At 71.0% G+C, this 24,947-nt stretch carries 26 protein-coding genes; 14 read left to right on the forward strand and 12 right to left on the reverse strand.

The features are described from left to right. Positions 1-146: 146 nt before the first annotated feature. Entirely contained in the window at positions 147-515 is a 369-nt protein-coding gene (locus AB0B97_RS27160) for a type II toxin-antitoxin system RelE/ParE family toxin (protein WP_357497811.1), read from the forward strand. Beyond that, entirely contained in the window at positions 515-829 is a 315-nt protein-coding gene (locus AB0B97_RS27165) for a helix-turn-helix transcriptional regulator (RefSeq protein WP_357497571.1), read from the forward strand. The genes AB0B97_RS27160 and AB0B97_RS27165 overlap by 1 nt, the downstream gene beginning before the upstream one ends. 152 nt (positions 830-981) lie before the next feature. On the opposite strand, the gene AB0B97_RS27170 is transcribed toward AB0B97_RS27165, so the two are convergent. Next, positions 982-1,677, reverse strand: a complete 696-nt coding sequence (locus AB0B97_RS27170; RefSeq protein WP_357497573.1) for a response regulator — start codon at positions 1,675-1,677, stop codon at positions 982-984. Next, positions 1,674-3,257 carry a sensor histidine kinase gene (locus AB0B97_RS27175; RefSeq protein ID WP_357497575.1) on the reverse strand — a complete coding sequence of 528 codons (1,584 nt, stop codon included), beginning with the start codon at positions 3,255-3,257 and terminating at the stop codon, positions 1,674-1,676. Before AB0B97_RS27175 ends, AB0B97_RS27170 begins: the two co-directional genes overlap by 4 nt. Positions 3,258-3,340: 83 nt before the next feature. On the opposite strand from AB0B97_RS27175, the gene AB0B97_RS27180 reads away from it, so the two are divergent. Further along, the gene (locus tag AB0B97_RS27180; protein WP_234583548.1) at positions 3,341-4,723 is read left to right on the forward strand and encodes a cation:dicarboxylase symporter family transporter; all 1,383 of its coding nucleotides are present in this window, start codon (positions 3,341-3,343) and stop codon (positions 4,721-4,723) included. Between the two features lie 147 nt (positions 4,724-4,870). Here the strand turns inward: AB0B97_RS27180 and AB0B97_RS27185 are convergent, their stop codons facing one another. The 3 genes from AB0B97_RS27185 to AB0B97_RS27195 all read right to left on the reverse strand — a co-directional run bounded on the left by AB0B97_RS27185 (position 4,871) and on the right by AB0B97_RS27195 (position 7,085). Continuing rightward, positions 4,871-5,203: a hypothetical protein gene (locus tag AB0B97_RS27185; protein WP_357497577.1), complete on the reverse strand. Its 333-nt coding sequence runs from the start codon at positions 5,201-5,203 to the stop codon at positions 4,871-4,873. A gap of 170 nt (positions 5,204-5,373) precedes the next feature. Then, complete coding sequence (locus AB0B97_RS27190; RefSeq protein WP_357497579.1) at positions 5,374-5,958, reverse strand: HD domain-containing protein; 585 nt, start codon at positions 5,956-5,958, stop codon at positions 5,374-5,376. Next, entirely contained in the window at positions 5,955-7,085 is a 1,131-nt protein-coding gene (locus tag AB0B97_RS27195; protein WP_357497581.1) for a helix-turn-helix transcriptional regulator, read from the reverse strand. The genes AB0B97_RS27190 and AB0B97_RS27195 overlap by 4 nt, the downstream gene beginning before the upstream one ends. A 689-nt stretch (positions 7,086-7,774) precedes the next feature. Between AB0B97_RS27195 and AB0B97_RS27200 the strand changes: the two genes are divergently transcribed. Further along, a complete protein-coding gene (locus AB0B97_RS27200; protein ID WP_357497583.1) occupies positions 7,775-7,948 on the forward strand; it encodes a hypothetical protein in 174 nt (57 codons plus the stop codon). Positions 7,949-7,960: 12 nt separating this feature from the next. Here AB0B97_RS27200 and AB0B97_RS27205 read toward each other — a convergent pair whose 3' ends face one another. Next, a complete protein-coding gene (locus tag AB0B97_RS27205) occupies positions 7,961-8,383 on the reverse strand; it encodes a hypothetical protein (RefSeq protein ID WP_357497585.1) in 423 nt (140 codons plus the stop codon). A 344-nt stretch (positions 8,384-8,727) separates the two neighbouring features. On the opposite strand from AB0B97_RS27205, the gene AB0B97_RS27210 reads away from it, so the two are divergent. The 3 genes from AB0B97_RS27210 (at position 8,728) to AB0B97_RS27220 (ending at position 14,006) form a co-directional block, all read left to right on the forward strand. Next, complete coding sequence (locus AB0B97_RS27210) at positions 8,728-10,554, forward strand: alpha-galactosidase (protein WP_357497587.1); 1,827 nt, start codon at positions 8,728-8,730, stop codon at positions 10,552-10,554. Positions 10,555-10,672: 118 nt separating this feature from the next. Continuing rightward, positions 10,673-12,844 carry an FUSC family protein gene (locus tag AB0B97_RS27215; RefSeq protein ID WP_357497589.1) on the forward strand — a complete coding sequence of 724 codons (2,172 nt, stop codon included), beginning with the start codon at positions 10,673-10,675 and terminating at the stop codon, positions 12,842-12,844. A 124-nt stretch (positions 12,845-12,968) separates the two neighbouring features. Continuing rightward, complete coding sequence (locus AB0B97_RS27220) at positions 12,969-14,006, forward strand: aminotransferase class V-fold PLP-dependent enzyme (protein WP_357497591.1); 1,038 nt, start codon at positions 12,969-12,971, stop codon at positions 14,004-14,006. A gap of 6 nt (positions 14,007-14,012) precedes the next feature. Here the strand turns inward: AB0B97_RS27220 and AB0B97_RS27225 are convergent, their stop codons facing one another. Then, positions 14,013-15,185: an acyl-CoA dehydrogenase family protein gene (locus tag AB0B97_RS27225; RefSeq protein ID WP_357497593.1), complete on the reverse strand. Its 1,173-nt coding sequence runs from the start codon at positions 15,183-15,185 to the stop codon at positions 14,013-14,015. A 99-nt stretch (positions 15,186-15,284) separates the two neighbouring features. Between AB0B97_RS27225 and AB0B97_RS27230 the strand changes: the two genes are divergently transcribed. The 3 genes from AB0B97_RS27230 to AB0B97_RS27240 all read left to right on the forward strand — a co-directional run bounded on the left by AB0B97_RS27230 (position 15,285) and on the right by AB0B97_RS27240 (position 18,643). Then, on the forward strand, positions 15,285-15,941 hold the full coding sequence (locus AB0B97_RS27230; protein ID WP_357497595.1) for a TetR/AcrR family transcriptional regulator C-terminal domain-containing protein: 657 nt from the start codon (positions 15,285-15,287) through the stop codon (positions 15,939-15,941). Positions 15,942-16,022: 81 nt separating this feature from the next. Then, positions 16,023-17,477: an aldehyde dehydrogenase family protein gene (locus AB0B97_RS27235; RefSeq protein ID WP_357497597.1), complete on the forward strand. Its 1,455-nt coding sequence runs from the start codon at positions 16,023-16,025 to the stop codon at positions 17,475-17,477. Further along, entirely contained in the window at positions 17,474-18,643 is a 1,170-nt protein-coding gene (locus tag AB0B97_RS27240; protein WP_357497598.1) for a zinc-binding dehydrogenase, read from the forward strand. Before AB0B97_RS27235 ends, AB0B97_RS27240 begins: the two co-directional genes overlap by 4 nt. Positions 18,644-18,703: 60 nt before the next feature. On the opposite strand, the gene AB0B97_RS27245 is transcribed toward AB0B97_RS27240, so the two are convergent. The 3 genes from AB0B97_RS27245 to AB0B97_RS27255 form a co-directional block, all read right to left on the reverse strand. Beyond that, positions 18,704-18,991 (reverse strand): hypothetical protein, encoded by a 288-nt coding sequence (locus AB0B97_RS27245; RefSeq protein ID WP_234583533.1) that lies wholly within the window; start codon positions 18,989-18,991, stop codon positions 18,704-18,706. Positions 18,992-19,097: 106 nt separating this feature from the next. After that, on the reverse strand, positions 19,098-20,090 hold the full coding sequence (locus AB0B97_RS27250) for an aldo/keto reductase (protein WP_357497600.1): 993 nt from the start codon (positions 20,088-20,090) through the stop codon (positions 19,098-19,100). Then, the gene (locus AB0B97_RS27255) at positions 20,087-20,215 is read right to left on the reverse strand and encodes a hypothetical protein (RefSeq protein ID WP_357497602.1); all 129 of its coding nucleotides are present in this window, start codon (positions 20,213-20,215) and stop codon (positions 20,087-20,089) included. Before AB0B97_RS27255 ends, AB0B97_RS27250 begins: the two co-directional genes overlap by 4 nt. A 66-nt stretch (positions 20,216-20,281) precedes the next feature. Here AB0B97_RS27255 and AB0B97_RS27260 point away from each other — a divergent pair, with 66 nt between their 5' ends. Together AB0B97_RS27260 and AB0B97_RS27265 are read left to right on the forward strand one after the other, a co-directional pair. After that, a complete protein-coding gene (locus AB0B97_RS27260) occupies positions 20,282-20,896 on the forward strand; it encodes a TetR/AcrR family transcriptional regulator (protein WP_357497813.1) in 615 nt (204 codons plus the stop codon). 81 nt (positions 20,897-20,977) lie between these two features. Then, entirely contained in the window at positions 20,978-21,514 is a 537-nt protein-coding gene (locus tag AB0B97_RS27265; protein WP_357497604.1) for an alpha/beta hydrolase, read from the forward strand. Positions 21,515-21,520: 6 nt separating this feature from the next. On the opposite strand, the gene AB0B97_RS27270 is transcribed toward AB0B97_RS27265, so the two are convergent. Continuing rightward, a complete protein-coding gene (locus AB0B97_RS27270; RefSeq protein ID WP_357497606.1) occupies positions 21,521-22,258 on the reverse strand; it encodes an aminoglycoside phosphotransferase family protein in 738 nt (245 codons plus the stop codon). A 137-nt stretch (positions 22,259-22,395) separates the two neighbouring features. Between AB0B97_RS27270 and AB0B97_RS27275 the strand changes: the two genes are divergently transcribed. After that, positions 22,396-22,761 (forward strand): PadR family transcriptional regulator, encoded by a 366-nt coding sequence (locus AB0B97_RS27275; RefSeq protein ID WP_357497608.1) that lies wholly within the window; start codon positions 22,396-22,398, stop codon positions 22,759-22,761. Continuing rightward, the gene (locus tag AB0B97_RS27280) at positions 22,758-24,134 is read left to right on the forward strand and encodes a permease prefix domain 1-containing protein (RefSeq protein WP_357497610.1); all 1,377 of its coding nucleotides are present in this window, start codon (positions 22,758-22,760) and stop codon (positions 24,132-24,134) included. Before AB0B97_RS27275 ends, AB0B97_RS27280 begins: the two co-directional genes overlap by 4 nt. A 141-nt stretch (positions 24,135-24,275) precedes the next feature. On the opposite strand, the gene AB0B97_RS27285 is transcribed toward AB0B97_RS27280, so the two are convergent. Further along, positions 24,276-24,767: a DUF402 domain-containing protein gene (locus tag AB0B97_RS27285; RefSeq protein ID WP_357497612.1), complete on the reverse strand. Its 492-nt coding sequence runs from the start codon at positions 24,765-24,767 to the stop codon at positions 24,276-24,278. Positions 24,768-24,947: the final 180 nt, after the last annotated feature.

Below are 24,947 nucleotides of genomic sequence, written 5' to 3' on the forward strand. Positions count from 1 at the left end.
CACCATGTCTGGTCTCCCCAGTCGTACCGCTGACCCAACTCCGCAGAGTCTAACAACGGATCTTTCGTCCGCCACCGTAATAGGACGCAGCGCTGGGTGTATAGGCCGGGCTATAGTTGGTCCATGTCTCATGAGCCGCCACGTCGCTGGGCGATCAGGACGACAAGGATGTCCGCGACTGGTTGCGATCTCTGCGGCAGACCGATCCGGCGACGTACCGGTCGGTCAACGTGGCGATCGACATGCTTGCGGAGGCGGGCCCTGGCCTGGGGCGTCCGCTGGTCGACACCCTCAGAGGTTCGACCGTCAGCAATCTCAAGGAACTCCGACCGCGGTCCGGAAGGGACGTTGCCGTACGGGTGCTGTTCGTCTTCGACCCCTGGTCCCAGGCCGTGCTGCTGGTGGCCGGCAACAAGGCGGGAGATTGGAATCGGTGGTACGAGAAAGCGATCCCGGTCGCTGAGATCGCGTACGAGGGTTGGTTGGCCTTCGAGAGGAAACGGAGGGAGGGCTGATGAGCGACTTCCAGGACTGGGACGACGTTCGGGCTGAGCTGCACGATGGAGACGATGAAGCGCTCGACGCCGAACGTGCCCGCACCGAGGCGTGGATCAGCGCGTTCCATCTCGCCGAAGAGCGGAAGCGGCTGGGCCTGACTCAGCGGCAGGTGGCCGAGCTGATGGGTGTCACGCCCGGTCGAGTCAGCCAGATCGAGAACGGCGACCTGGAGGCCAATGAGGTCGCGACGCTGAGCCGATACGCACGGGCGCTCGGGGCCCGCATGCGGATCATCTTCGACTACGGCGATGACCTCCGCCAGATCGCTTGATCCGGCGGTGGTCTCGCGGTGCCGACCTGCCGACCCGGGAAAATGACCTCAAGCAGGGAAACCACCCCGGGTAGGGCGCCAGCCCTCTGGCCGTGACGGCGAGGAAGGTCAGCGCATAGTTGCGCATCATCCAGTTCGTAGCCGGGGCCTGCTCAGCGGGGGCGGTATTCGACCTCGGGGCGGCCGGGGGTGCCGTAGCGGGGGCTGCGGACCGCGCGGTCGATCGTCACCAGGTATTCGAGGTAGCGCCGGGCGGTCACCCGGGAGATCCCGGTCGCCGCGCTCACCTCGGTCGCCGACAGTCCCGCCTGCGGGCCGGTCCCGTCGGCCAGCGCCCCGCGTACCCGATTGAGGGTCTGCGCGTCCAGGCCCTTGGGCAGGCTGTGCCCGGCGGTGCCGCGCAGGGTGGCGAACATCCGGTCCACGTCGTGCTGGGCGGTCACCTCACCGTCGGCGAGCGCCTGGGCGCGGTAGTCGGCGTAGCGCTCCAGCTTGTCGCGGAACGCCGCGAACGTGAACGGTTTGAGCAGGTAGTGGGTCACCCCGAGGGACACCGCGGTGCGCACCACCGCCAGGTCCCGCGCGGACGTCACCGCGAGCACGTCGACGCTGCTGCCGGCCGCGCGCAGCGCCCGGCAGACGTCCAGGCCGTGCAGGTCGGGCAGCCGAAAATCCAGGAGTACGAGGTCCACGTCACCGCCGCCACCCGCGCGCAGGGCCGCCATCGCGGCCCGCGCGGTGTGCGCCACCCCGACGACCACGAAACCCGGAACCCGTTCGGTGTACGCGGCGTGCGCCTCGGCCAGCAGCGGCTCGTCCTCGACGACAAGCACCCGGATGTCGCTCATCGCGGGCCGCCGATCGGCAGTCGGACCGTGAACAGGCTGCCGCCGTCGCGCGAGCGGCCCACCTCGTGACGGCCACCGTGGCGGCGGACCACCTGCCCGATCAGTGCCAGACCGAGGCCCCGGCCGCTGCTCTTGGTGGACCAGCCGCGCCGGAACGCGTCCGCCACCCGGTCCTCGGCCAGCCCCGGCCCGCTGTCGGCGACCCGGACCATCAGCTCGTCGTCGAGCGCGCCGACGAAGACCCGTACGGTGCGCGGCGCCGGCGTGCCGGCGACCGCCTCCAGGGCGTTGTCGATCAGGTTGCCGACGACGGTGAGCAGGTCGTTGGTCGGTAGCGGGCTGTCGTCGAGGCGGCAGTCCGGCTCGATGACGAGGTCCACGCCGCGCTCGCCAGCCTGGGCGGACTTGCCGAGCAGCAGCGCGGCCAGGGCCGGCTCGGTGACCGCGTCGACCACCCGGTCGGTGAGCTGTTGCGCGAGGGCCAGGTCCCGGGTGCCGAGCCGGACCGCCTCGTCGGCGCGGCCCAGCTCCACAAGGGTGAGGACGGTGTGCAGGCGGTTGGCCGACTCGTGGGTCTGCGCCTGCAACGCCTCGGTCAGCGCGCGGACCGAGTCCAGCTCGCTGGCGAGCGTGCGCAGCTCGGTCTGGTCGCGCAGGGTCAGTACGGTGCCGAGCGCCGCGCCCTCGAAGCGGGCGGTCCGCTGGTTGGCCACCAGCACCCGGTCGCCGGCCAGCATGGGCTCGTCGAGGGCGTCGCGCCCGGAGTCGAGCAGCTCGGCCACGGCGGGCGGCAGGTCGATCCCGACCACCGGCTGGTCGGTGACCGGTTCGTCGGCGTCGAGACCGAGCAACCGGCGGCCCTCGTCGTTGATCAGCGCCACCCGCCGATCGGTGGTCAGCACCACGAGGCCTTCGCGCACCGAGTGCAGGACCGCGTCGTAGTACTCGTACATCCGGGTCATCTGCGCCGGTCCCAGGCCGTGGGTCTGGCGGCGCAGCCGGCGGCTGAGCAGCCAGGACCCGGTCGCCGCGAGCGCGAGCGCCGGCGCGGCGACGCCGAGCAGCACGGGGAGCTGGCGCAGCAGTTTGCGGTTGATGGCCCGGGTGGTGATGCCCACCGAGACCAGGCCGACGATGCGCCGCTGCTCGTCGTACACCGGCACGACCGCGCGCACTGACTCGCCGAGCGTCCCGACGTTCGTGGTGGTGAACGGGTGACCCGCCAGGGCGGGCCCGATGTCGCCGACGAACGGCTCGCCGATGAGCTCCCGGGTCGGGTGCGAGAAACGGGTGCGGTCGGGGGCCATCACGACAACGAAGTCGGTGCCCGTGGCCTTGCGGGTCGATTCGGCGTACGGCTGCAGGATGCGGGCCGGGTCGGCGGTCGTGAGGGCCGCGCGGACGTCGGGGGAGCCGGCCACGGTCTGCGCCACGGCGAGCACCTCCTCCTGCGCGGCCTGGCGGGAGTCGACGCGGGCCAGCCAGACGGCGCCCGCCGCGCCGGCCAGCACGAGCAGCGTCACCACCACCGCCTGGAGGGCGAACAGCTGCCCCGCGATGCTCCACTGCCGTCGGGCCACCTCCATCACCTCCGTGTGGTTTTCGCGGTGAACAGAATGACCGCAAGGATGTCAACGGGTGAGACGCGCTTCACATTGTCGACATGGACACCACCGCATCCACCACCACGGCGGAGCCGTCGGCCCGCCGGGACCGTACCCGTTACCTGTACCTGGCCGTCATCGTGGCCGTGCTCGCCGGCATCGTGGTCGGCCTGGTCGCCCCCGATTTCGGCAAGGAACTCAAGCCGATCGGCACGGGCTTCGTCAACCTGATCAAGATGATGATCAGCCCGGTCATCTTCTGCACGATCGTGCTGGGCGTCGGCTCCGTCCGGCAGGCCGCGAAGGTCGGCAAGGTCGGCGGCCTGGCGCTGGGCTACTTCCTGACCATGTCGACCGTCGCGCTCGCCATCGGTCTGGTCGTCGGCAACCTCATCCACCCCGGCTCCGGCCTGGACCTCGGCCAGGACCTCGCAGGCGCGGGCAAGGCCGCCGCCGGAGACGAGGCCGGCGGTACGACGGAGTTCCTGCTCGGGATCATCCCGACCACGCTCTTCTCCGCGCTCACCGAGGGGGAGGTGCTCCAGACGCTGCTGGTGGCCCTGCTCGTCGGCTTCGCCGTGCAGGCGATGGGCCGGCGCGGTGAGCCCGTGCTCGGCGCGATCGCCGTCATCCAGCGGGTCGTCTTCAAGGTCCTTGCCATGATCATGTGGCTGGCGCCGGTCGGCGCGTTCGGCGCGATGGCCGCCGTCGTCGGCGCGACAGGCGTGGACGCCCTCAAGAGCCTCGCCCAGATCATGCTCGGCTTCTACGCGACCTGTCTGATCTTCGTGCTGGTCGTCCTGGGCGCGCTGCTGTGGTTCGTGGCCCGGATCTCGATCTTCTCGCTGCTGCGGTACCTGGGCCGGGAGTTCCTGCTGATCCTGTCGACGTCCTCGTCGGAGTCGGCGCTGCCGCGGCTGATCGCCAAGATGGAGCACTTCGGCGTGAGCAAGCCGGTCGTGGGCATCACGGTGCCGACCGGGTACTCGTTCAACCTCGACGGCACGGCGATCTACCTGACGATGGCGTCGCTGTTCATCGCCGACGCGCTCGGCAACCCGCTCTCCATCGGCGAGCAGATCTCGCTGCTGCTGTTCATGATCATCGCCTCGAAGGGCGCGGCGGGCGTTACCGGCGCGGGCATCGCGACCCTGGCCGGCGGGCTCCAGTCGCACCGCCCGGACCTGGTGGACGGCGTCGGCCTGATCGTGGGCATCGACCGGTTCATGTCGGAGGCCCGTGCGCTGACCAACTTCGCCGGCAACGCGGTGGCGACAGTCCTGGTGGGCACCTGGACCGGTGAGTTCGACCGGGACCGGGCGGCCGGAGTGCTGCGCGGCGACGACCCGTTCGACGAGGCCACGATGCTCGACGACCACGACGAGGACGAGTCGCCGGCACGCCCCGACGAGGCGTCCGCGCCTGCCGGCGTCCCCGCCTGACCCGGTCACGAGCGTGATCGACACGGGATCGGCGCCTTGATCGACACGAGTTCGGCGAAACCGGGGTATCCGAACGCGGCGGACCCCCCGATTTCGCTGAACTCGTGTCGATCACCGCCGAGAGGCGCCGGCAGCGCGCCGGCCCGATCACCCTCGATCACGTGCCGCCTGCAACGCCGCCGCGACCTGGATGACATCCAGATCGACGACGACTTCCTCGCCGTCAGGAACACCGCGAGAGTTGATCGCCAGGCCGATCAGAGCCAACTCTGCGGCATCGTTGCGCAGGTCGTGCTCTTCGCATGTCTCCTCACTGATCCCACCCAGTTCCTCGCGCTCCCAGGCGCTGACCGCGGAATCAGCCACAGGCTGGGGTAACCGCACGCTGATCCGACTGGTCTGAGTTTCGAGATGAGCTCCGATCGCCGCCAGCACGATTCGGTCCTCTTGGTACCGCACGTACTGCTCATGATCCTTCACGTCCGCAGAGAGTACTCAGGCTCGGTGCACGGTTATGGGTTGCCGGTGAAGCGCGAGAACTCGTGACGTGAGGCGAGATCGTTGGGGCCAAAACGGTGATTGCGGTGCTTCGGTTGATTGCCCGACAAGCACGCGGGAGTTGTGGGCGGGCGCCCAGGACCATGGTGCCTCTATGGCTGCGGTGGGGGAGGGGCGAGCCAGGCGAGCGGTTGCCCTGCGAGAGCGGCGTCGGCGAGGCGTTGAGCGGAGGTCGTCTTGAGGGCCCCACGCGAGCTGTCGATCCAGCGTTGGACGTTGTCGATGCCCTGATGGCGATACTCGACAGCTTGAACAAGGCATTCCAGCTTGTCGGCGTCGCGGGCGACGATGGCTTCCAGAGTTTCCTGGGCCTCGTACTCGGTGACCGCAGCCGTGATCGTGTCGGCGACGGCGGGCGGGCAGTCGGCGACCTGGTCGGCGGTGACAGCGGTGTTCGGCGCTGCGCTGAGGTAGCGCTTCGCGATGTGGGGTATGTCAGTGATTCGGGTTTCCTGGGTGTCGTGCAGGACGCACATCATCGACACCCGGGCTGGGTCGGCCCCTTCCATCGCAGCAAGCATCATGCCGATGAGGGCCGTGCGAAACGAATGCTCGGCAATGGACTCGGGGTGCCTGACGCCAGCGAACCACCAGCCGGTGCGAGCTGCACGCTTGAGGACGCCTGCCTCGAAGATGAAGTTCATGGCGCCGGTGGCGTCGTCGTGGTCGTCGCTCATCTGCCCGTCCCTGTGCCGGTAAGTCCGTCGGTGCGCAGGCTGTAGACGATAGACGTTAATTCTCTTCGGGACTGCTCTGAGATCGAGCGGCCGTCGAGGAGGGCAGCACTCCGTTCGATGAGTGATCGGCCGACTGCGGGGTGGTCGAGCGCGAGTTGGCGTCGGGCGGTCAGCAGTGCCCAGGTGTTGTGAATGTTGAGGTCCACGAAGGCGCGGCTGCCGTCCAGGCGTTCGACCAGGTGTCGCAGGAGTCGAAAGCCCCGCCAGTCGGAGAGCGCTGTCGGCATGAAGGAATCGTCGCGCTGGCGGTACGGGATCTCGCCGACCCAGTAGGCCGAGTAGTTCAGGGCGGCGCGTTCGCAGGCGTCGTCGGGGTGTGCGCGGGCGATGAAGTGTCGTAGCGGCTCGGGATCGCCCTGATTCGCAAGAGACGTCGCCAATGAGCGGGCATCGGGCCACAGCGGTGTCCACGTGTGAAACCTGGTGGGTGGACGGCTGTTCTTCGCGTTGTGCTGCGTCAGCCAGGCCGCAGACGTGCCCGTGGGGTCCGTGCCGGCCAGGAAGCACGCCTGCCGATGGAGTACGACGTTGGGGTCGCGACGGCTGACGGCGCGCTCAGCGAGGACGCGGAGGTGCGTGAAGAAGGCGGCGCGTTCTTCCACGGGTATCAGCGGGCCGGCGGCCACCGGTCCACGCCGACAGCCGCGGAGCGCGAGGTCTCGCAGAAACGGCGGTGGTTGCCCGATCACCGCCCAGAGGACGAGGTCGGTCAGGCGCTGGGTAAGTACTGACCAGCCCAGCGGCTGCTGGTTGACGTCGCTCCGTTCGGCGTGGGTATCGAGCACCGCAGCCAGGATGAAGTCGGCCTCGGCGGCATCGTCGAGAGCGTCCAACAGGACGGCGTTGGCACCGAGCGTGGTCAGTTTCTGGCGGATCGCGATTGCCTGGCCGAACGCGACTGAGGTGAAGGGCCGCCGTCCCGATTCCCAACTCTGGACTGTTGCCCTCTCCACACCCAACTCGACCGCAAGGTGCTCCTGAGTCGCGGGGATGGATTCGCGGATCAGCTTCAGCAGATATCCGGTTACGCCGCCGCGTCGGCAGTGCGCGTGCCCCTGGGTCGCCATCCCGACATCCCTACGTTGACCGTTGGTCGACGTTCCAGTCCCGGCGTCTGCGTGGACCGACATGGCCTGGCCTGCTCACTCGTACTGCTGGTGAGTCCAGCCGACGCCCTAGTGATCGTAGCGTCATAGGTACCGGACGTTCCGTAACCGGCCCCGCCTCAGTGGGTCGGTCATGTCGTGCTGCCCGACCCGGCCAACGGAGACATCGATGAAGAACACCTCACTACCAAGGCAACGAGTTTCCTACGACCAGTACCTGTCAGCGGTTGCGATGACCCTGGCCCGGCGGCACCGCCCGGTGTGGTCCTGGCGTAGATGGCGATGGACATGCCGGTGCGGCGCAAACCTCCCCTGCCGGAATCGGCACCGCATCCCGATCAGCCGAGGCCACTGGCCGAGGGAGCAACAGTGAACGGCGACCGGGAGCGCCGGAACACCAGCACGTCGCGGCAGGATCAGATGCGGAGGTCAACGCCGAGCATGCACGGGCCGGTGCTACCGATCTGGAGTTGCGGGGCGTGCGATGCGCCGTGGCCGTGTCCGCCCCGACGGCGTGAACTGAGCGCCGAGTTCGATGGGGCTTCGCTGTCGCTTGCCATCTACATGGGAGCGCAACTGGTCCGCGCCTCAGCCGACCTGACCTGGGCACCGGTAGAGGCACTGCACCGGCGCTTTCTGGGCTGGGTGCGGTGAGCATCCTTCGGCCCGGAGACGAGATGTACCACTACAGCGACGGGTCGCACAGGTGGATCCCGCCCGATCCCGGCTACGACCAGGCGGTCTGGGACGAGCAGGTCCGCCAGCACAAGCAGGGCCACCTGCGCAACGAGCGCCCGAAGGTCCGCATCCGACGGCTCGTGTGACGCGTCGATGCGTCAGCTCGTTGCTCCCAGCGCCGCCGTGCAGAACTCGGCTGGTGGCAGGTATTCGTGGGCGGCGACGTAGTGGAGCAGGAGCTGGGGTGCGGCGTACACGACGCCGTCGCCCCGGACCTCGAATTCGGCGCTCTCGCGGGCGATCACGCCCTGCCGGATGGCTTCCCTGGCGTCCCCGCCCAGGTCCCGGATGCAGATTTCGCAGTAGTGGTACCCGCGTGTCTGGCGGACCCGCGCCTTGGCCAGTGCCGTCAGAGCGGGCATCAACCAGTCCGGGGCAGCGCCGGTCGGGTACGGATGCGCGGCATCCAGCCAACCGACGTTGAGCCGCGGCAGGTCTGGCCACGGCTCGTCGGCTGCCCCTGGCTCGTCCTCGTGCCGCTCCAGGTACGTGTACGGCGTCAGGTCCGCGAAGTAGGTCACGCGCCATACGTACCATCGGCATGCCTGGATCGGGTCGGCGACCCTTGAGGATCGGTTGCGGTTGCGCCGGTCGTGTCGTGACAGTGACCTGCTCCCACTGGCTGGGGCGGTGGGCGCCGCCGGCGGTCACCGTCGGTCATCCCCGGTGGGGGGGATTCGGTAGTGAGCGGTATACCGCAGAGTCATATTCATACCTCTGCGGTATACCGCTCACCAGCACGTCGACATGGCGTGCAGCCGACGCGGTAGTCCCTTGATCAAGGCCGTCAGGTGTTCTCGGCGGACTTGACAGGTAATGTGTGAGCGTTAACATCGACAACCACCACTGTCTGTCGGGAGGTCCGATGACGCTCGTCCTCGCGCGTTCCACCACTTGGCGGATGGCCGGGCTCACGGTCCTGGTCGTGCTGGTCGCCGTCGGCCTCACCGTCATCTCCCCGAAGCCCGCCGTGGCGTGGGACAACGGCACGGCGAACACCCCGCCGATGGGCTGGAACAGCTACGACTCGTTCAACTGGAGCGTCACCGAGGCGGACGTGCGGGCCAACGCCGACTACATGCGCGACAACCTGCGCCAGCACGGCTGGCAGTACGTCGTCATCGACTGGGCCTGGTACTACCCGGGGCAGCACAACAACAGCCCCAACCAGGACGCCAACCTCAATCCCCGGCTGCGGATGGACGCCAACGGACGGCTGCTGCCGGACACCACCCGGTTTCCCTCGGCGGCGGGCGGCAACGGGTTCAAGCCTCTCGCCGACTACGTGCACGACCAGGGACTGAAGTTCGGCGTCCACTTGATGCGCGGCATCCCTCGGCAGGCGGTCGCGGACAACGTGCCCATCCTCGGCACCACCTGCCGCGCCAACCAGATCAACAACAGCACCACCGCGGCCTGGCTCAACCTGATGTGGGGTCTGAACATGTCCAACGCCTGCGCGCAGGCGTACCTCGACTCGGTCTTCCAGCTCCTGGCCAGCTGGGGTGTCGACTACGTGAAGGTGGACGACATCGCGGCCCCGACGTACCGGCAGGCCGAGGTCGAGGGCTACCGGACGGCGATCCAGCACAGCGGACGGCCGATGGTGCTGAGCCTCTCGCCCGGCGCGACACCGCTGGCCAGTGGCGGCCACGTCCGGGACAACGCGCACATGTGGCGCATCGTCAACGACCTGTGGGACAACTGGTCGTCGCTCGACGCGCTGTTCGACCAGCTGCGCAACTGGACACCGTACCGGACGACAGGCGCCTGGCCCGACCCGGACATGATCCCGATCGGGCGGCTGTCGAAGTACGGCCCGGTTGGCGCCCCCCGCTACTCCGGGCTCACCGCCGACGAGCAGCGCACGCTGATGACCCTGTGGGCGATCAACCGGGCGCCGCTGATGTGGGGCGGCAACCTGGTCGAGAACCGTGCCGCCGAGCTGGCGTTGATGACCAACGCGGCGGTGCTCGCCGTCGACCAGAACAGCGCCAACAACCGGCAGCTCGTCGGCGGCACCCGGCAGGTGTGGACCGCCGACGTTCCCGGCACCGACCACCGGTACGTGGCGCTGTTCAACCGCGAGAGCGCGACCGCCAACGTCTCGGTGAACCTGGCCGATCTGGGCATCGGCTCGGCCACCGTCACCGACCTGTGGACCGGCGCCGGTCTCGGCACCGTCACCGGCACCCTCACCCGCTCCATCCCCGCCCACGGCAGCGGCCTGTACCGCGTGGCACCGCTGACCACCGCCCCCACGCCGACCACCTACACGGTGGCCGCGCGGCACAGCGGCAAGCTCCTGGACGTCTTCAACGCGTCCACCGCCGACGGCGCGAACGTCGTCCAGTGGGGCGCGAACGGGCAGGCCAACCAGCGGTGGCGGTTCTCCGACGCCGGCGGCGGCTACGCGACGGTGACAAGCGTCAGCAGCGGCAAGTGTCTCGACGTGTACGGCGGCGCGGGTGCGACAGCCGACGGCGTCCGCGTGATCCAGTGGACCTGCAACGGCGGCACCAACCAGCAGTGGCGTGTCGAGGACCTCGGAACCGGCTACGTCAGGCTCGTGGCCCGCCACAGCGGGAAGTGCCTCGACGTGCTGAACGCCGCCACCGCGGATGGTGCCCAGGCCGTGCAGTGGACGTGCGGCACCGGCGCCAGCCAGCAATGGCGACGCACCGCCGTGTAGCGCTGTCGGCTGGCGGCCCTCGCAGCGGTGATGAAGTCGCGAAACGCGCCGCCCCCGGGCGGCCCGGAGAACAATGGTGGGTCGGGAAGGGGTGCCGCGACGAACCGGGGGAGCAGGCGTGCTCGCAACCAGCCTCCTTGGCCGGCTGCGCCGCCGTGACCCGGGCGACGCCGTCCTGCGGCGCGCGGTGCGCCTGACGCTCATCGCGTCAGTCGTCTTCTACGCCTGCCGGTACGGGGCGGGCAGCCCGGTGCTCGCCACGTACGGGCTGTTCGGCACGATCGCCGCCGGGTCGTTCGCGCAGTTGCCCGGTCCGGCGGCGCAGCGGGCGCGGATCCTCGTCATGTCGCTGCCGGCGGTCTGGGCGCTGATCGCGGCCGGCACGCTGTTGGCGTGGAGCACGTGGGCGGCGGCCGGCGGGATGCTTGTCATCGGGTTCGTCGTGGCGTTCGCGGGGGTCGGTAATCCGCGCCTGGTGGGTCTGGCCAGCGCGTTCCAGCTCTTCTACATCCTGGCGTCCTTTCCGCCGTACCAACCGGACACCCTGCCGCAGCGCCTGGGCGGGGTCACGCTCGCGGTCCTGCTGCTCGCCGCGGCCGAGGTGCTGCTCTGGCCCGATCCGGTGCCGGTCACCTTCCGGCAGATGCTCACCCGGGCGGCCGACGGTGTCGGGGCGTTCCTCGACGACGCCGCCGACGCGCTGACCGACCCGCACGCCGGTCCCGGTGGTCGGGACCGCCGGCGTGCACGGGCGTACGACCTGGTGGCCCCGCTCGGTCTGGGCCGCAACCCGCCGGAGCGGGCGCCGACGGCGGCGGGCGCCCAGGACCGGGCGCTGCGGATCTCGGCGACCGCGCTGCGGGAGGTGCTCGTCGAGGCGGACCGGCTCGCGGGGGACGCCCCGCCGGAGCCGATCGGGGATCTGGCGGCGGCGCGGCTGCTGCGCACCTGCGCCGACACGATCCGGGCCGCCGGCCGGAGCCTGTCGCCGGGTGCGCCGCCGGTCGACCTCACCGGTCTGGACGTCGCGATCCGCGCGGCCGAGGCCGCGTACCCGGTCGGACGAGGCGGTGGCGCCGACGCGCCGGACGTACCCCGGATGTGCCGGGACGCGACGGCGCTGGCCCTCGCCGACCACGTGCGGGTCTTCGCCGTCGGCGCCCGGGTCGCCGTCGGGGCCCGGCCCGCCGGGGGCGAGGCGTACCCCAAGCTCTTCGAGTACGCGCGACACAGCCCGTGGACGCTGTACTGGTGGCAGTTCCGCTCCCACCTGGCCCCCCGCTCGGCCCACCTGCACAGCGCACTGCGGCTGGCCGTGGCGCTGTCGGTCGCCCGGGTGGCCGCCGGGGTGTTGCAGCTCAACCACGGTTTCTGGGTGCTCCTGGCAACTCTCACGGTCCTGCGGACCTCGGCCGCCGACACCCGCACCGCCCTGCGGCCCGCCGTGTTCGGCACGATCGCGGGCGTCGTCGTCAGCGGCCTGCTGGTGCTGCTCATCGAGCAGCCCATCGTGTACGCCGTCGTGCTGCCGGTCACGCTGCTGCTGGCGTTCGGTGTCGGTCGCCTGTTGGGCCCGGTGTGGCAGCAGGCGCTGTTCACCCTGCTGCTGACGGTCGTGTTCAGCCAGCTCAGCCCCGAGGGCTGGCGGCTCGCCGAGGCGCGGCTTGTCGACGTCGGGCTCGGCGCGGTGATCGGTGTGCTCGCCGGCGTCGCCATGTGGCCGCGCGGCGCGAGCCACGACCTGCGCCACAACGCCGCGCGTTACCTGACGGCCAGCGGGGACGCGGTCGAGCGGACCGTGGAGGCGGTGCTCGGCAATGCGCCGCCGCCCGAGGACGACCTCGATCGGGTCCGCCAGCGGATGGTCCTGGTCGACTCGTCCTACTGCCAGTACCACTCGGAGCGCCACGACCCGCGGCGCGCACGCGTGGACTGGGACGCCGCCCTGGGCGCCGGGCAGCACGTGGTGCCCGGCGCCGAGTCGCTGCTGCGCCGCAACCCGCCCGGCTGCCTCGCCGGCTGGCCGGCGGCGGCGGTGCTGCTGCGGGACGCGGCCGGGCACCTGCGGTCGGCGTACGACGAACTGGCCGGCGAGGTGGCGCAGGGCCGCGCCGCGGGTCCGGTGCCGACCCCGGGCGACTGTGTCGACGAGGTGGACCGGGTCCGTCCGCTGCTCGGCACGGCCGACGCCTCGGCGGTGCGGCACCTGGTGGAGGTCGACCGATGGCTGGCCGGCCTCGCCGACAGCCTCATCCGGATCCACCCACCGGGCGCGGATCAGCGTCGGTGACGTCGCTCCGGGTGGCGAGCGCCGGGTGCCGGGCACAGCCCGCAGATCCCCGCCGGGCGCCCACAGGCCGCAGGACTCCGATTGGCCGTGCCCCTGCGTGACGAGCCCGTCTAACGTCGCCGGCATGGAGATCGCGCAGGCACAGCAGTTGTGGAAGCCGGAGCCCGGCTGGTTGAACACGGCCTCCTACGGGTTGCCGCCCGAGCCGGCCTGGACGGCGTTGCAGGACGCCCTGGCCGCCTGGCGGGTGGGCAGCACGTCGTGGGAGGGCTGGGGCGAGTCGGTGCAGCGCTCCCGCAGCGCGTTCGCCGGCCTGATCGGCGTGCCGGCCACCGACGTGGCGGTCGGCGCGACAGTCTCCCAGATGCTCGCGCCGGTGGCGGCGTCCCTGCCGGCCGGCGCCACAGTTGTCGTTCCGGAGGAAGAGTTCACCTCGAACCTGTTTCCCTGGCTGGTGCAGGAGGAGCGCGGTGTCACGGTCCGCACGGTGCCGGCGGACCGGCTGGTCGACGCGATCGACGCCGACACCTACCTCGTCGCGTTCAGCCTGGTGCAGTCGGCCGACGGCTCCGTCGCCGCGTACGACGAGATCGTGGCCGCGGCCCGCGCGCACGACGCGCTGGTGGTGGTGGACGCGACCCAGGCGTGCGGATGGCTGCCGTTCGACGGCAGCCGGGCCGACGTGGTGTCGGTCGGCGGCTACAAGTGGCTGATGAACCCGCGCGGCACCGCGTACACCTATCTCGCCCCCGCGCTGCGCGAGCGGCTGCGCCCGGACGCGGCCGGTTGGTACGCGGGCCGCGACCCGTACGCCTCCTACTACGGCCCGCCGCTGCGGCTGGCCGATGACGCCCGCCGGTTCGACATCTCTCCGGCCTGGTTCAGCTGGGTCGGCGCCGCGCCGGCGATGGAGCTGATCGCCGAGATCGGCGTGCCGGCGATCCAGGAGCACGACGTGGCGCTGGCCAACCGGTTCCTGACCGGCCTGGGCCGGCCACCGGGGGACAGCGCCATCGTCGCCGTCGACGTGGCCGGCGCGGAGCAGCGTCTCGCGGCGGCCGGCATCCGGGCGGCGGTGCGCGCCGGGCGGGTCCGCGCCTCGTTCCACCTCTACTCCACAGAGGCCGATGTGGACGCCGCCCTGGAGGCGCTGGCGGGGTGACGCGGCTCAGGCCAGGTGGCCGCCGATCTTCGTGTACCCGCGCAGCAGGTCACGGGAGATGATCAGCCGCTGCATCTCGTCGGTGCCCTCGAAGATGCGGTAGAGCCGGACCTGCCGGTACCAGCGTTCGATGGGCAGCTCCCGGGTGTAGCCCATGCCGCCGTGGATCTGGAGCACCCGGTCGACGACCCGGTTGACCATCCCGGCGCCGTAGAGCTTGCCCATCGACGAGGCGTGCCGGGGGTCCAGGCCCTGATCGACGGTCCACGCCGAGCGCAGCACCAGCCAGCGGGCCGCCTCCAGCTCGGTCTCCGAGTCGGCGATCATCCACTGGATGGCCTGGTTGGTGCCGATCTTCGCGCCGAACGTCTCGCGGGTGTTGGCGTGGTCGATCGCCATCTGCAGCACCCGCTCGGCGATGCCGATGGCGTGCGACGGGATGGTGTAGCGGCCCTTGCCGATCCACTCCATGCCGAGCGTGAAGCCCTGCCCGATCTCGCCGAGGATGTTGCGGTGCGGCACGCGTACGCCGTCGAAGATCAGCGACGCGGGCCCGCCCTCGCCCATGGTCTGGATGAACTCCGAGCGCCAGCCCATCGACCGGTCCACCAGGAACGCTGTCGCGCCGCCGTTGCGGGCGCCCTTCTCCCGGTCGGTCACCGCGACGACGATGGCGAAGTCGGCGTCGTGGCCGCCGGTGATGAAGGTCTTCTCGCCGTCGAGGATCCAGTCGTCGCCGTCGCGGCGCGCGGAGAGCCGGATGTTGGCGGCGTCCGAGCCGGCGCCCGGTTCGGTGATCGCGAAGCAGGACCGCCGCTCACCCTCGATCGTCGGGATGAGGAATTCCTGCTTCTGCTCCTCGGTGGCGTGGAACAGGATGTTGTCCGCCTCGCCGCCGAAGCGGAACGGCACGAACGTGTGGCCCAGCTCCGTCCAGATCAACGACTGCAGAACGGCCGGCAGGTTCATCCCGCCGTACTCCTCGGGGGTCGCCAGGCCCCAGAAGCCGAACTTGCGCGCCTTGAGTTGCAGCTCGCGCACCTCGGAGTGGTCCAGGCCCGGCTGGTGCGCCCGCTCGCGGCGCAGCACCTCCGCCTCCAGGGGCATCACCTCGCGGCGGATGAACGACCGGACGGTGTCCCGCACCGCCCGCTCCTCGTCGGTGAGCGAAAAGTCCACGGTGGTCCTCCTGGCGTCGGCGCGGCCGGTCACCCCTAAACTAGCGGTGTAAGTTTTGATGCGTCCAGACCCCTGTGCCGCCGACTCGCGAGGAGCGCAGTGCCCCGACCCCGCCAGCCCCGGCTCACCCGGCAGCTGATCGTCGACACCGCCACGGCGCTCATCGACGCCGAGGGTCTGCCCGCGCTCTCCACCCGTCGACTCGCCGCCGCGCTGGGCGTGCAGGGCCCGTCGCTGTACAACCACTTCGCCACCAAGGACGAGATCCTCGACGCGGTCGCCGACGCGGTCACCGGCGCCGTCGACACCAGCGGCTTCACCGGCCGGGACTGGGCCGGCGCGCTGCGCGACTGGGCCTGGTCGTACCGGCGGGCGCTCACCGCGCACCCGAACATCGTGCCGTACCTCGCGCAGGGTCCGGGCCGCCGGCCGGCCGCCCTCGCCATGGCCGACGCGGTCTACGGCGGCCTGGTCCGCGCCGGGTGGCCACCGGCCCGCGCCACCCACATCGGCGCGGCGCTGCGCTACTTCGTGGCCGGCTCGGCGCTCGGCTCGTTCGCCCGCGGCTTCGTCGAGGACCCCGAGCTGTACGCCGCGCACTACCCGCACCTGCGTCAGGCGCACCGGCTCGCCGAGCACCAGCAGAGCGTGGACGAGGGCGCCTTCGCCCTCGGCCTGGACGCGCTGCTGCACGGGCTGGCCGCCGAGTACGCCCGCACCGTCGGGGCGGTGGAGTCCGGGCGGCCCAGCGGGTAGCGTCCAAACTCCCAGCGCTAGTTTCACCGCCCGCCGCGACCCCTGTCGCCTCCGCCCGTCGCCCACCCCGGAAGGGACGCCATGGACCTCGCCGCCCCGCCGTCGCTGCTGCCCGACGCCCTGCGCCTCCGGCGCCACCTGCACATCGGCGGCGAGTGGACGTCTCCCGCCGGCACCGACGTGATCGACGTGGAGAACCCGAGCACCGGCAAGCTGATCGGTCAGGTGCCCGCCGGCACCGCGGCCGATGTGGACGCCGCCGTCGCCGCCGCCCGCGCCGCCTTTCCCGGTTGGGCGGCCACCGCGCCCGCCGAACGCTCCGCGTACCTCGACCGGCTGCACGCCGCGCTCGCGACGCGCGCCGACGACCTCGCCCGCACCATCGCCGTCGAGCTGGGCGCCCCGCTCAAGCTCGCCACCCGCGTGCAGGTCGCGCTGCCGCTGATCGTGCTGCGCGACCACGTGGCGCTCGCCGCCCGCCCGCCGGTCGAGGAGACCATCGGCAACTCCCTGGTCGTACGCGAGCCGATCGGCGTGGTCGGCGCGATCACCCCGTGGAACTACCCCCTGCACCAGGTGATGGCGAAGGTCGCGCCCGCGCTCGCCGCCGGCTGCACGGTAGTGCTCAAGCCCAGCGAGCTGACCCCGCTGACCGCGTACCTGCTCTTCGACGCGGTCACCGAGGCCGGTCTGCCGCCGGGGGTGCTCAACCTGGTCCCCGGCACCGGCGCGACGGTCGGCGAGGCGCTCGCCGGGCACCCCGACGTCGACCTGGTCTCGTTCACCGGCTCCACTGCCACCGGCACCCGGATCATGCGACTCGCCGCCGACCGCATCGCCCGGGTCGCGCTGGAGCTGGGCGGCAAGTCCGCGAACGTGATCCTCGACGACGCCGATCTGGCCACCGCGGTCAAGGTCGGCGTCGGCAACGCCCTGATGAACTCCGGCCAGACCTGCACGGCGTGGACCCGGATGCTGGTGCACCGCGACCGGTACGCCGAGGCGCTCGACCTGGTCGCGACGACTGTGGCCGGCTACCGCGTCGGCGATCCGTTCGACCCGGCCATCCGCCTCGGCCCCCTGGTCTCCGCCGCCCAGGCGACGCGGGTGCGCGGCCACGTCGAGCGGGCCCTCGCCGACGGCGCCCGCCTGGTCGCCGGTGGCCCGGACGCCCCGGTGCCGGCTCGGGGGCACTTCGTCGCCCCGACCGTCTTCGCCGACGTGCACCCGGACAGCGCGCTCGCCCAGGAGGAGGTCTTCGGCCCGGTGCTCGCCGTTCTCCCGTTCGACGACACCGACGAGGCCGTCGCCATCGCCAACAACTCGCGCTACGGGCTGGCCGGCGCGGTGTGGTCCGCCGACCCGGAGGCGGCGCTCGCGGTGGCGCGGCGGCTGCGCACCGGGGCGGTCGACATCAACGGCGCGGCGTTCAACCCACTCGCGCCCTTCGGCGGCTACAAGCAGTCCGGCCTGGGCCGGGAGCTGGGCGTGCACGGGCTCGCCGAGTTCTGCGAGCTGAAGGCGATCCAGCGATGAGCGGCACCGAGCCGGCGAGCGGGCCGGGAGTGGGTGCCGAGCTGGCGGGCGGGTCGGCGGTGGGTGCCGAGCAGGCCGGCGGGTCGGTCACCGTCCGCGCGCTTGTCGCGCGCGGGCGCGGGGCCGAACTGCGGGTCGAGCGGGTACGCCTGCCCGCGCCCGGCCCCGGCGAGGTGCGGGTGACGATCCGGGCGGCCGGCGTCTGCCACTCCGACCTGTCCATGGTCAACGGCACCCTGGCCGCGACGTTCCCGCTGGTGCTCGGGCACGAGGCGACCGGCGTGGTGGCCGAGGCAGGGCCGGGCACCCGGCTGCCCGTCGGCACGCCTGTGGTGCTCAACTGGGCGCCCGCCTGCCGGGCCTGCTGGTGGTGCCGGCACGACGAACCCTGGCTCTGCGCCGCCAACACCGCCCCGACCGTGGCGCGCGGCGAGACCGAGGACGGTGTCCCGCTGCACCTCACGCTGGGTCTCGGCGCGCTTGCCGAGGCGGTGGTGGTGCCCGAGAGCGCCGTCGTGCCGATCCCGGCCGGGTTGCCCGCCGAGCAGGCGGCGCTGCTCGGCTGCGCGGTGCTCACGGGCGTCGGCGCGGTCGGCAACACCGCTCGGGTCGCGCCCGGCGAGTCGGTCGCCGTCATCGGGCTCGGTGGGGTCGGGCTCGCCGTTCTCGCCGCCGCCCGCCGGGCCGGCGCGACGACGATCCTCGCCGTCGACGTGGCCGAGGCGAAGCGGGACCTGGCCCTCGCCGCCGGAGCCACCGACTTCCTGCTCTCCGACGACCGGCTCTCCAAGGAGGTGCGGGCGCGCACCGAGGGCCGCGGCGTCGACCACGCCTTCGAGTGCGTCGGGCGGGCCGCCACGATCCGGGCGGCGTGGCGTCTCACCCGGCGCGGGGGAGCGGTCACCGTGGTCGGCATGGGCGCGAAGGACGACATGGTCAGCCTCGGCGCGCTCGACATCTTCCACTCCGCCCGGACGCTGCGCTCCTCGGTGTACGGCTCGTCCGACCCGGACCGTGAGGTGCCGGTGCTGGCCACCGAGCTGGCCGAGGGCGCACTGGATCTGGGCGTGCTGGTCAGTGGCACGGTCGGGCTGGACGAGGCGCCCGCCGCGTTCGACCGGTTGGCGCGGGGCGAGGGCGCCCGCTGGGTGGTAACACTCGACTGAGCCGAGCAGGCTCACCCGGCGGCGATCTCCGACCGGCGGCCGGCCGGAGATCAGTTTCGCTCAGAAGGGTGGTGTGTCCTCGCCCATCAGCGCCAGTACGACGCCACCCCTTCCGCTCTTGAGGCTCTGGACCACGACCTTGCCGGTGCTGCCGTCGGGCAGCTCCAACGTGAAGGTCTTGCCGACCGCGTTCTTGGGGCCATTGCCGGCGCTGTTGGCGGGCCGGAAGTCGCCTGCCCACGGCCGGGTCCCACCTTTGCGGGCGGGCTCGGCGAAGAGGGCGGCGGTGCCAGGGGTCCTGGTGCCGTCCGAGGAGAGAAGCACTGAGGCGCTGCGATAGGTAGCCATATGCGCCAAGGCTATCCCGGAGTGCCGTTCGCGGCAGATGACGGCGCGTGCCCATGTCGATCGCCACCGGCCCGGACGCCTTTGTCGCTGGCCTGCGCCACAGGGGTCACGCGGCGGCGCCGAGCACCCACTGTCTGGTCTCGGCGATGAAGTCGGCCGGGAAGCCGAGACTGAACCCGGTCGCCGTCTCCAGCCGCAGGGCCAGTTCCGGTGGCAGCGTGACCGCGGTGCAGCCCAGGTTGTCCCGGAGTTGTTCCACGGTCCGCGCACCGATGATCGGCAGCACGCCGCTGCGTTGGCGGGTCCAGGCGAGGGCCACCTGCGCCGGGGTGACGCCCAGCTCACCGGCGACCTCCTGCACGACCCGCGCCACAGTGAGGTCGCGGTCGCCGATCGTGTCCCGGCTCAGCCGCGTCCTCTCCTGCGGTGCGCCGGCGTTGTACTTGCCAGAGAGCACGCCGCCGCCGAGCGGGCTCCAGGCCGTCACTGTCATGCCGTACGCCTCGGCCATCGGCAACAGTTCCCGCTCGGCGTCGCGGTTGATGAGGCTGTACGGCACCTGCAGGCCGGCGAACGGGGTCCAGCCGCGCCACTCGGCCAACGTGTTCGCGCGGGAGACCACCCAGGCAGGGGTGTCCGACACCCCGACATGAAGAACCTTGCCGGCGGTGACCGCGTCGTCGAGCGCCCGGATGGTCTCGTCGATGGGCGTGCGCTGGTCCCAGATGTGCACCCAGTAGACGTCGATGTGGTCGGTGCGCAGCCGGCGCAGGCTTGTCTCCAGCGACAGCCTGAGGTTCTTGCGGTGACTGCCGCCGCCGTTGGGGTCGGCCGGATCACGGGTCACCGTGTACTTCGTGGCCACGACGAACCTGTCGCGTCGCCCGGCGAGCAGCTCGCCCAGCATCTCCTCGCTGGCGCCACCGCGGTAGTTGATGGCGGTGTCCACGATGTTGCCGCCGGCCTCGGCGTAGATGTCGAGGATGCGTCGGCACTCCTCGACCGGCGCACCGACGCCACCCTGTTCACCGAACGTCATCGCGCCGAGTACCAACTCGGACACTCGCAGCCCGGTCCGCCCGAACGTCGTGTACTTCACGCGAACACCTCCGCCGGCTGCCCGGCCAGCTCGTCGCCGGAGACGTCGTGCAGGTGTCGGTGGGGTGCCCAGCGGTGCCCGGGCGGGTCAAGGAACTGCGCGGTGCGGTCCGCAACCTCGGTCATCGCCCGACCATACGCCGTGTCTGGTCAGCGTGTCCAGACGTACCACGCGGTACGCTGCGACACGTGATGGCCCGACGTGACGAACCTCAGCAGAGCCGCGCCGAGCTGCGGGAACGTGTCTTGACCGCCCTTCGCGAACTGCTCCGCGAGCGCACCTTCGACACGCTGAGCGTGGCCGACATCATCACCGCCGCAGGCGTCTCGCGGGCCAGCTTCTACTTCTACTTCGCCGGCAAGCAGGCGGTGCTGGCCGAGCTCGTACGTCGGGCGGTCGGTGCCGGCCACGAGGCCGCCCAACCGTGGGTGCAGGCGACGGCCGACCCGCGCGAGACGCTGCGAGCGGGTATCGACGCCGGTGCCGAACTCTGGCTCGCCAATGCCGCCGTGCTGCGCGCGATCGTGGAGACCTGGGCGTCCGACCCGCAGCTGCGCGAGCTGTGGCTGGGCCAGATGGAGACGTTCACCGACGCCACGATCGCGCGGATCGAGGCCGATCGGCGGGCAAACCCCGCCGTCGCGGCCCGGCTCGACGGTGTCGACGTGCAGGCGCTCGCCGCATCGCTGACCTGGACCGGCGAGCGGCTCTACTACCTGGCCGCGTGCGGGGTGCCGCCGTTCGACGACCGGGCGGTGCTGGTCGACACGCTCACCCACCTGTGGGTGTCGGCGCTGTACGACTGACGCGTACCGGCGACCGGGAACCCCTCTCGTGCATCTGCCGGTCGCGTGGTTTGATCACGACGTCGATGCGGAAGGGGCACGATGGGGCGCAGCGCGATCATCTTCCACGGGACCGGCGGCAACCCGGACGTGGTGTGGTACCGCTGGTTGGCGCAGCGGCTGGAGGCTCGGGGCTACTCCGTCGAGATCCCGCACCTTCCGGGCATCAACGTCGAGCCGATCGCGACGTTCCTGCCGACAGTGCTCGACGGGCACCGCTTCGACGAGGACACCGTCCTGGTGGGCCACTCCGGCGGCGCGGCCCTGCTGCTGGCGCTCCTGGAGCATGTCGAGGTGACCGTCGCCCAGGCGATCCTGGTCGCCGGCTACTGCACCCGGCCCAACACCAGCGAGGAACCGGTGCTCCAGGAGAGCTACGACTGGGCCGCGATCCGGTCGCACGTGCGGGACATCTTCTTCATCAACTCCCGCGAGGATCCGTACGGCTGCGACGACTGCCAGGGACGCGCCATGTTCGAACGGCTCGGCGGCACCCAGATCGTGCGCGACGACGGGCACTTCGGGGACTACAACCAGCCGTACGAGCGGTTCGAGCTGCTGGACCGACTCATCCCCTGACGCTCGTCACATCCGCGCCCGCAGCACGTCGACCTCGCAGCCGGGCGCCGACGGGTCGAAGCCGTGCTCGGCCAGCCAGCGGATCACCACCAGGCTGCGCCACGACCACCACGCCCGGATCACGTCGAGGTCGACGTCGGTGCCGTAGCCGGCCACGACGTCAACCAGGTGCTCCTCGTGGCCGAGAGTCAACGTGGCGAGGTCGAACAGGGCGTCGCCCCGGCCCGCCTCGGACCAGTCGAGCACGCCGGTGACCTCGTCACCGTCGACGAACACGTGGGCGACCTGCAGGTCGCCGTGCGTGAACACGGGTGTCCACTGCCGCAGCGCCGCCTCGGCGACGTGGCGGTTGCGGGTGACCAGGTCGGTGGGGAGAACTCCGTTCGCGACGAGCCACGCGCACTCGCGGTCGAGCCGCGTGGCCAGCTCGTCGAGGCTCCGACCGGGCCAGGGCGGCAGCGGCGCGTCGTGCAGCGCCCGTACGGTGGCGCCCGCCGCGGCCCACGCCGTCGACGGTGCGGTCGACGGCTCGCCGAGGCGGCCGAGCGCCCTGCCGCGCAGGGCGGCGAGCGCGAGCACTGGCGGGTTGTGCCACAGGACCTCCGGGGTCGGCACGGGCGCCATCGCCATCGCCGCCACCTCGACGTCGGCGTGATCCGGATCGGCGTCGATCTTGAGGAAGACGTCGCCGACGCGCACGGTCGCCCGCTCCTGGTGGGCGACGACGACCTCGATCTCCTGCACGCCGGCAATTGTCGCGGGTTCGACCACCGACGCCCCAGCGGTTTTCCGCCTGCCCCGGCGGGGCCGTGGAGTCGTTGCGTTCGCGAAATACCTAGCAGTACTATGCATCGTACTTCTAGGGTTGGGTGGGAGGTCTCGTGAAGGTCGCTAAGGATCTGGTGGCCGCTTCGGCGACACCGATGGTGCTCGGCATCCTGGCCGAGGGGGAGAGCTACGGCTACGCCATCCTCCGGCGGATCAACGAGCTGTCCGGCGGTCAGCTGGACTGGACCGAGGGGCTGTTGTACCCGCTGCTGCACCGGCTCGAGCGTCTGGCCTACGTGGAGGCGAGCTGGCAGTCGGTCGCCGGTGAGCGCAAACGCAAGTACTACCGGATCACCGACCGGGGCCTGGCCGAGCTGGCCGAGCAGCGCCGACAGTGGGACACCGTCGTGGGCGCGCTCAAGGAGATCTGGCACGACCGTACGCCGCTGACCGTGCGTCCGCTGGAGGGCCTGGCATGACGGCGCACGACGGGCCCGAGGAGCTGGAAGCGCAGTTCGCGCAGTGGCGTCGCTACGTGCTCCGGCGTCGGGAGCTGCAGTCGGTGGACGCCGACGAGTTGGAAGACCACCTCCGTGGCTCGGTCGACGAACTCGTCGCGGCGGGTCTGAGCTCGGACGAGGCGTTCCTGGTCGCGGTCAAGCGCATGGGCAGTCTCGACGAGCTGTCCCGCGAGTTCGCCCGCGAGCATTCGGAACGGCTCTGGAAGCAGCTCGTGCTGACCGGCGACTCCGGTGCTCCGGCCGCCGGGGCGCGTTCCCGGCGGGACCTGTGGGTGATGCTCGGCGCGGCGGCCGGCGCGGTGGCGTCGGTCAAGGTGCCGGAGCTGTTCGGGCTGACCTTCGACGATGACGGCTCGTTCTACACGCGCAACTTCACCCTGTTCGCGCTGCCCTGGCTGGCGGCGTTCCTCGCCTGGCGTCGCAGAGCCCGGCCGGCGGTGATCGTGGCGCTGGTGGCGCTGTTCGTGCTCGGCGCGGTGGCCGCCAACGTCTACCCGCTGGCGGGCGACTCGCAGTCCTTTGTCGTCACCAGCGTCCACCTGCCGATCGCGCTGTGGCTCGTGGTCGGTCTTGCCTACGTCGCCGACGACTGGCGCTCATCGCGTCGACGGATGGACTTCATCCGCTTCACCGGCGAGTGGTTCATCTACTTCGTGCTGATGGCCCTCGGCGGTGGCGTGCTCGCCGCGTTCCTGTTCAACACCTTCGCGGCCATCGGGATCGTCCCGGAGGCTTTCGTCTCGCAGTGGCTCCTGCCCTGCGGCGCGGCGGCCGCGGTCGTGGTGGCCGGGTGGCTCGTCGAGGCCAAGCAGAGCGTCGTCGAGAACATCGCGCCGGTCCTCACGCGACTGTTCACCCCGCTCTTCACCGCCGCCCTGCTCGCCTTCCTCGTCGCCGTCGTCTGGACCAGCCACGGCATCGACGTCGAGCGCGAGGCGCTGATCCTGTTCGACCTCCTGCTCGTCGTGGTGCTGGGGCTGCTGCTCTACTCGCTCTCGGCCCGCGATCCGCTGGCCCCGCCCGGCGCGTTCGACAAGCTCCAGCTCGCGCTCGTGGTCAGCGCGCTCGCCATCGACGTGCTGGTGCTGGTGGAGATCACCGGGCGCATCACCGACAACTACGGCGGCACCCCCAACCGGGCGGCGGCGCTCGGCGAGAACGTGATCCTGCTGGTCAACCTCGCGTGGTCGGCGTGGCTCCTGCTGAGCTTCCTCCGTCGGCGTACGCCCTTCGCTGCCCTGGAGCGGTGGCAGACCGGCTACCTGCCGGTGTACGCCGCGTGGGCCTGGATCGTGGTCCTCGTCTTCCCGCCGCTGTTCAGCTACGCCTAGGGGATCAGCCAGGTCGTCAACGGGATCTGGTGGAAGCTGTGGACGGGCGTGCCGTGGCGTGACCTGGCCGCCCGTCCCGGCGAACACCCAGCCCGATCCTCGTCGCCGCTGTCAGCCGGCTCAGCTGAGCGGGACCGGCCTTCATCCGGCGTCGATGAGGGACCAGTCTTGAGGAAATACGGCGTGCAGCAGGTCGGTGATACTGGCCGGTGGGAAGTCCGGCCAGGAGCGCTGCGGGTCGTGCCGTCGGTTGAGACGTCGATCAAGGAAACGCTGCGTACGGACGAGTCCCTCGGTCGCCTCACCGACGCTGAGCGAGCCGTCCTGCACTGCCGTGGCGTACTCGTCGAGATCCAGGACCCGGTAGGGGTGGTCGCCGGGTCCGACGATCACGTCGATCCACAGGTCGTCGACAGTGACCACGTCCCCATGATCGATGACTCGGACCAGGTCGCAGTACCACCAGCCCCGCTGCTCGGGTGGGAACAGGACCGGCTGATTGATCTGGAACCCATCATCGAGCAGTACGAAGCTGCGCTGCTCGTACGGTCGATTGTCGAGGTGAAATCCCCAGTCGTAGACGATGGCGTCGCCAAGACGCAGCCCCGCCGCGCGCAGCTTTCCGTCACGCACCACGGTCACCGGCGTCGCTGCACGCTCGGAAGCATCAGTCACACGCAGCAGCTTCGCTGGTCGACGACCCGACGCTCAACCGTTTTCGGGACCGACCAGCCCTGATCGCTGCGCCGGGCGATGTGCGGCTCGTCCGACCCGGACGGGAAGGGTCTCCATCAACCACGTGGTTGACAGCGT

This window comes from Micromonospora sp. NPDC049004 (genome assembly GCF_040649315.1).
GTDB lineage: Bacteria > Actinomycetota > Actinomycetes > Mycobacteriales > Micromonosporaceae > Micromonospora.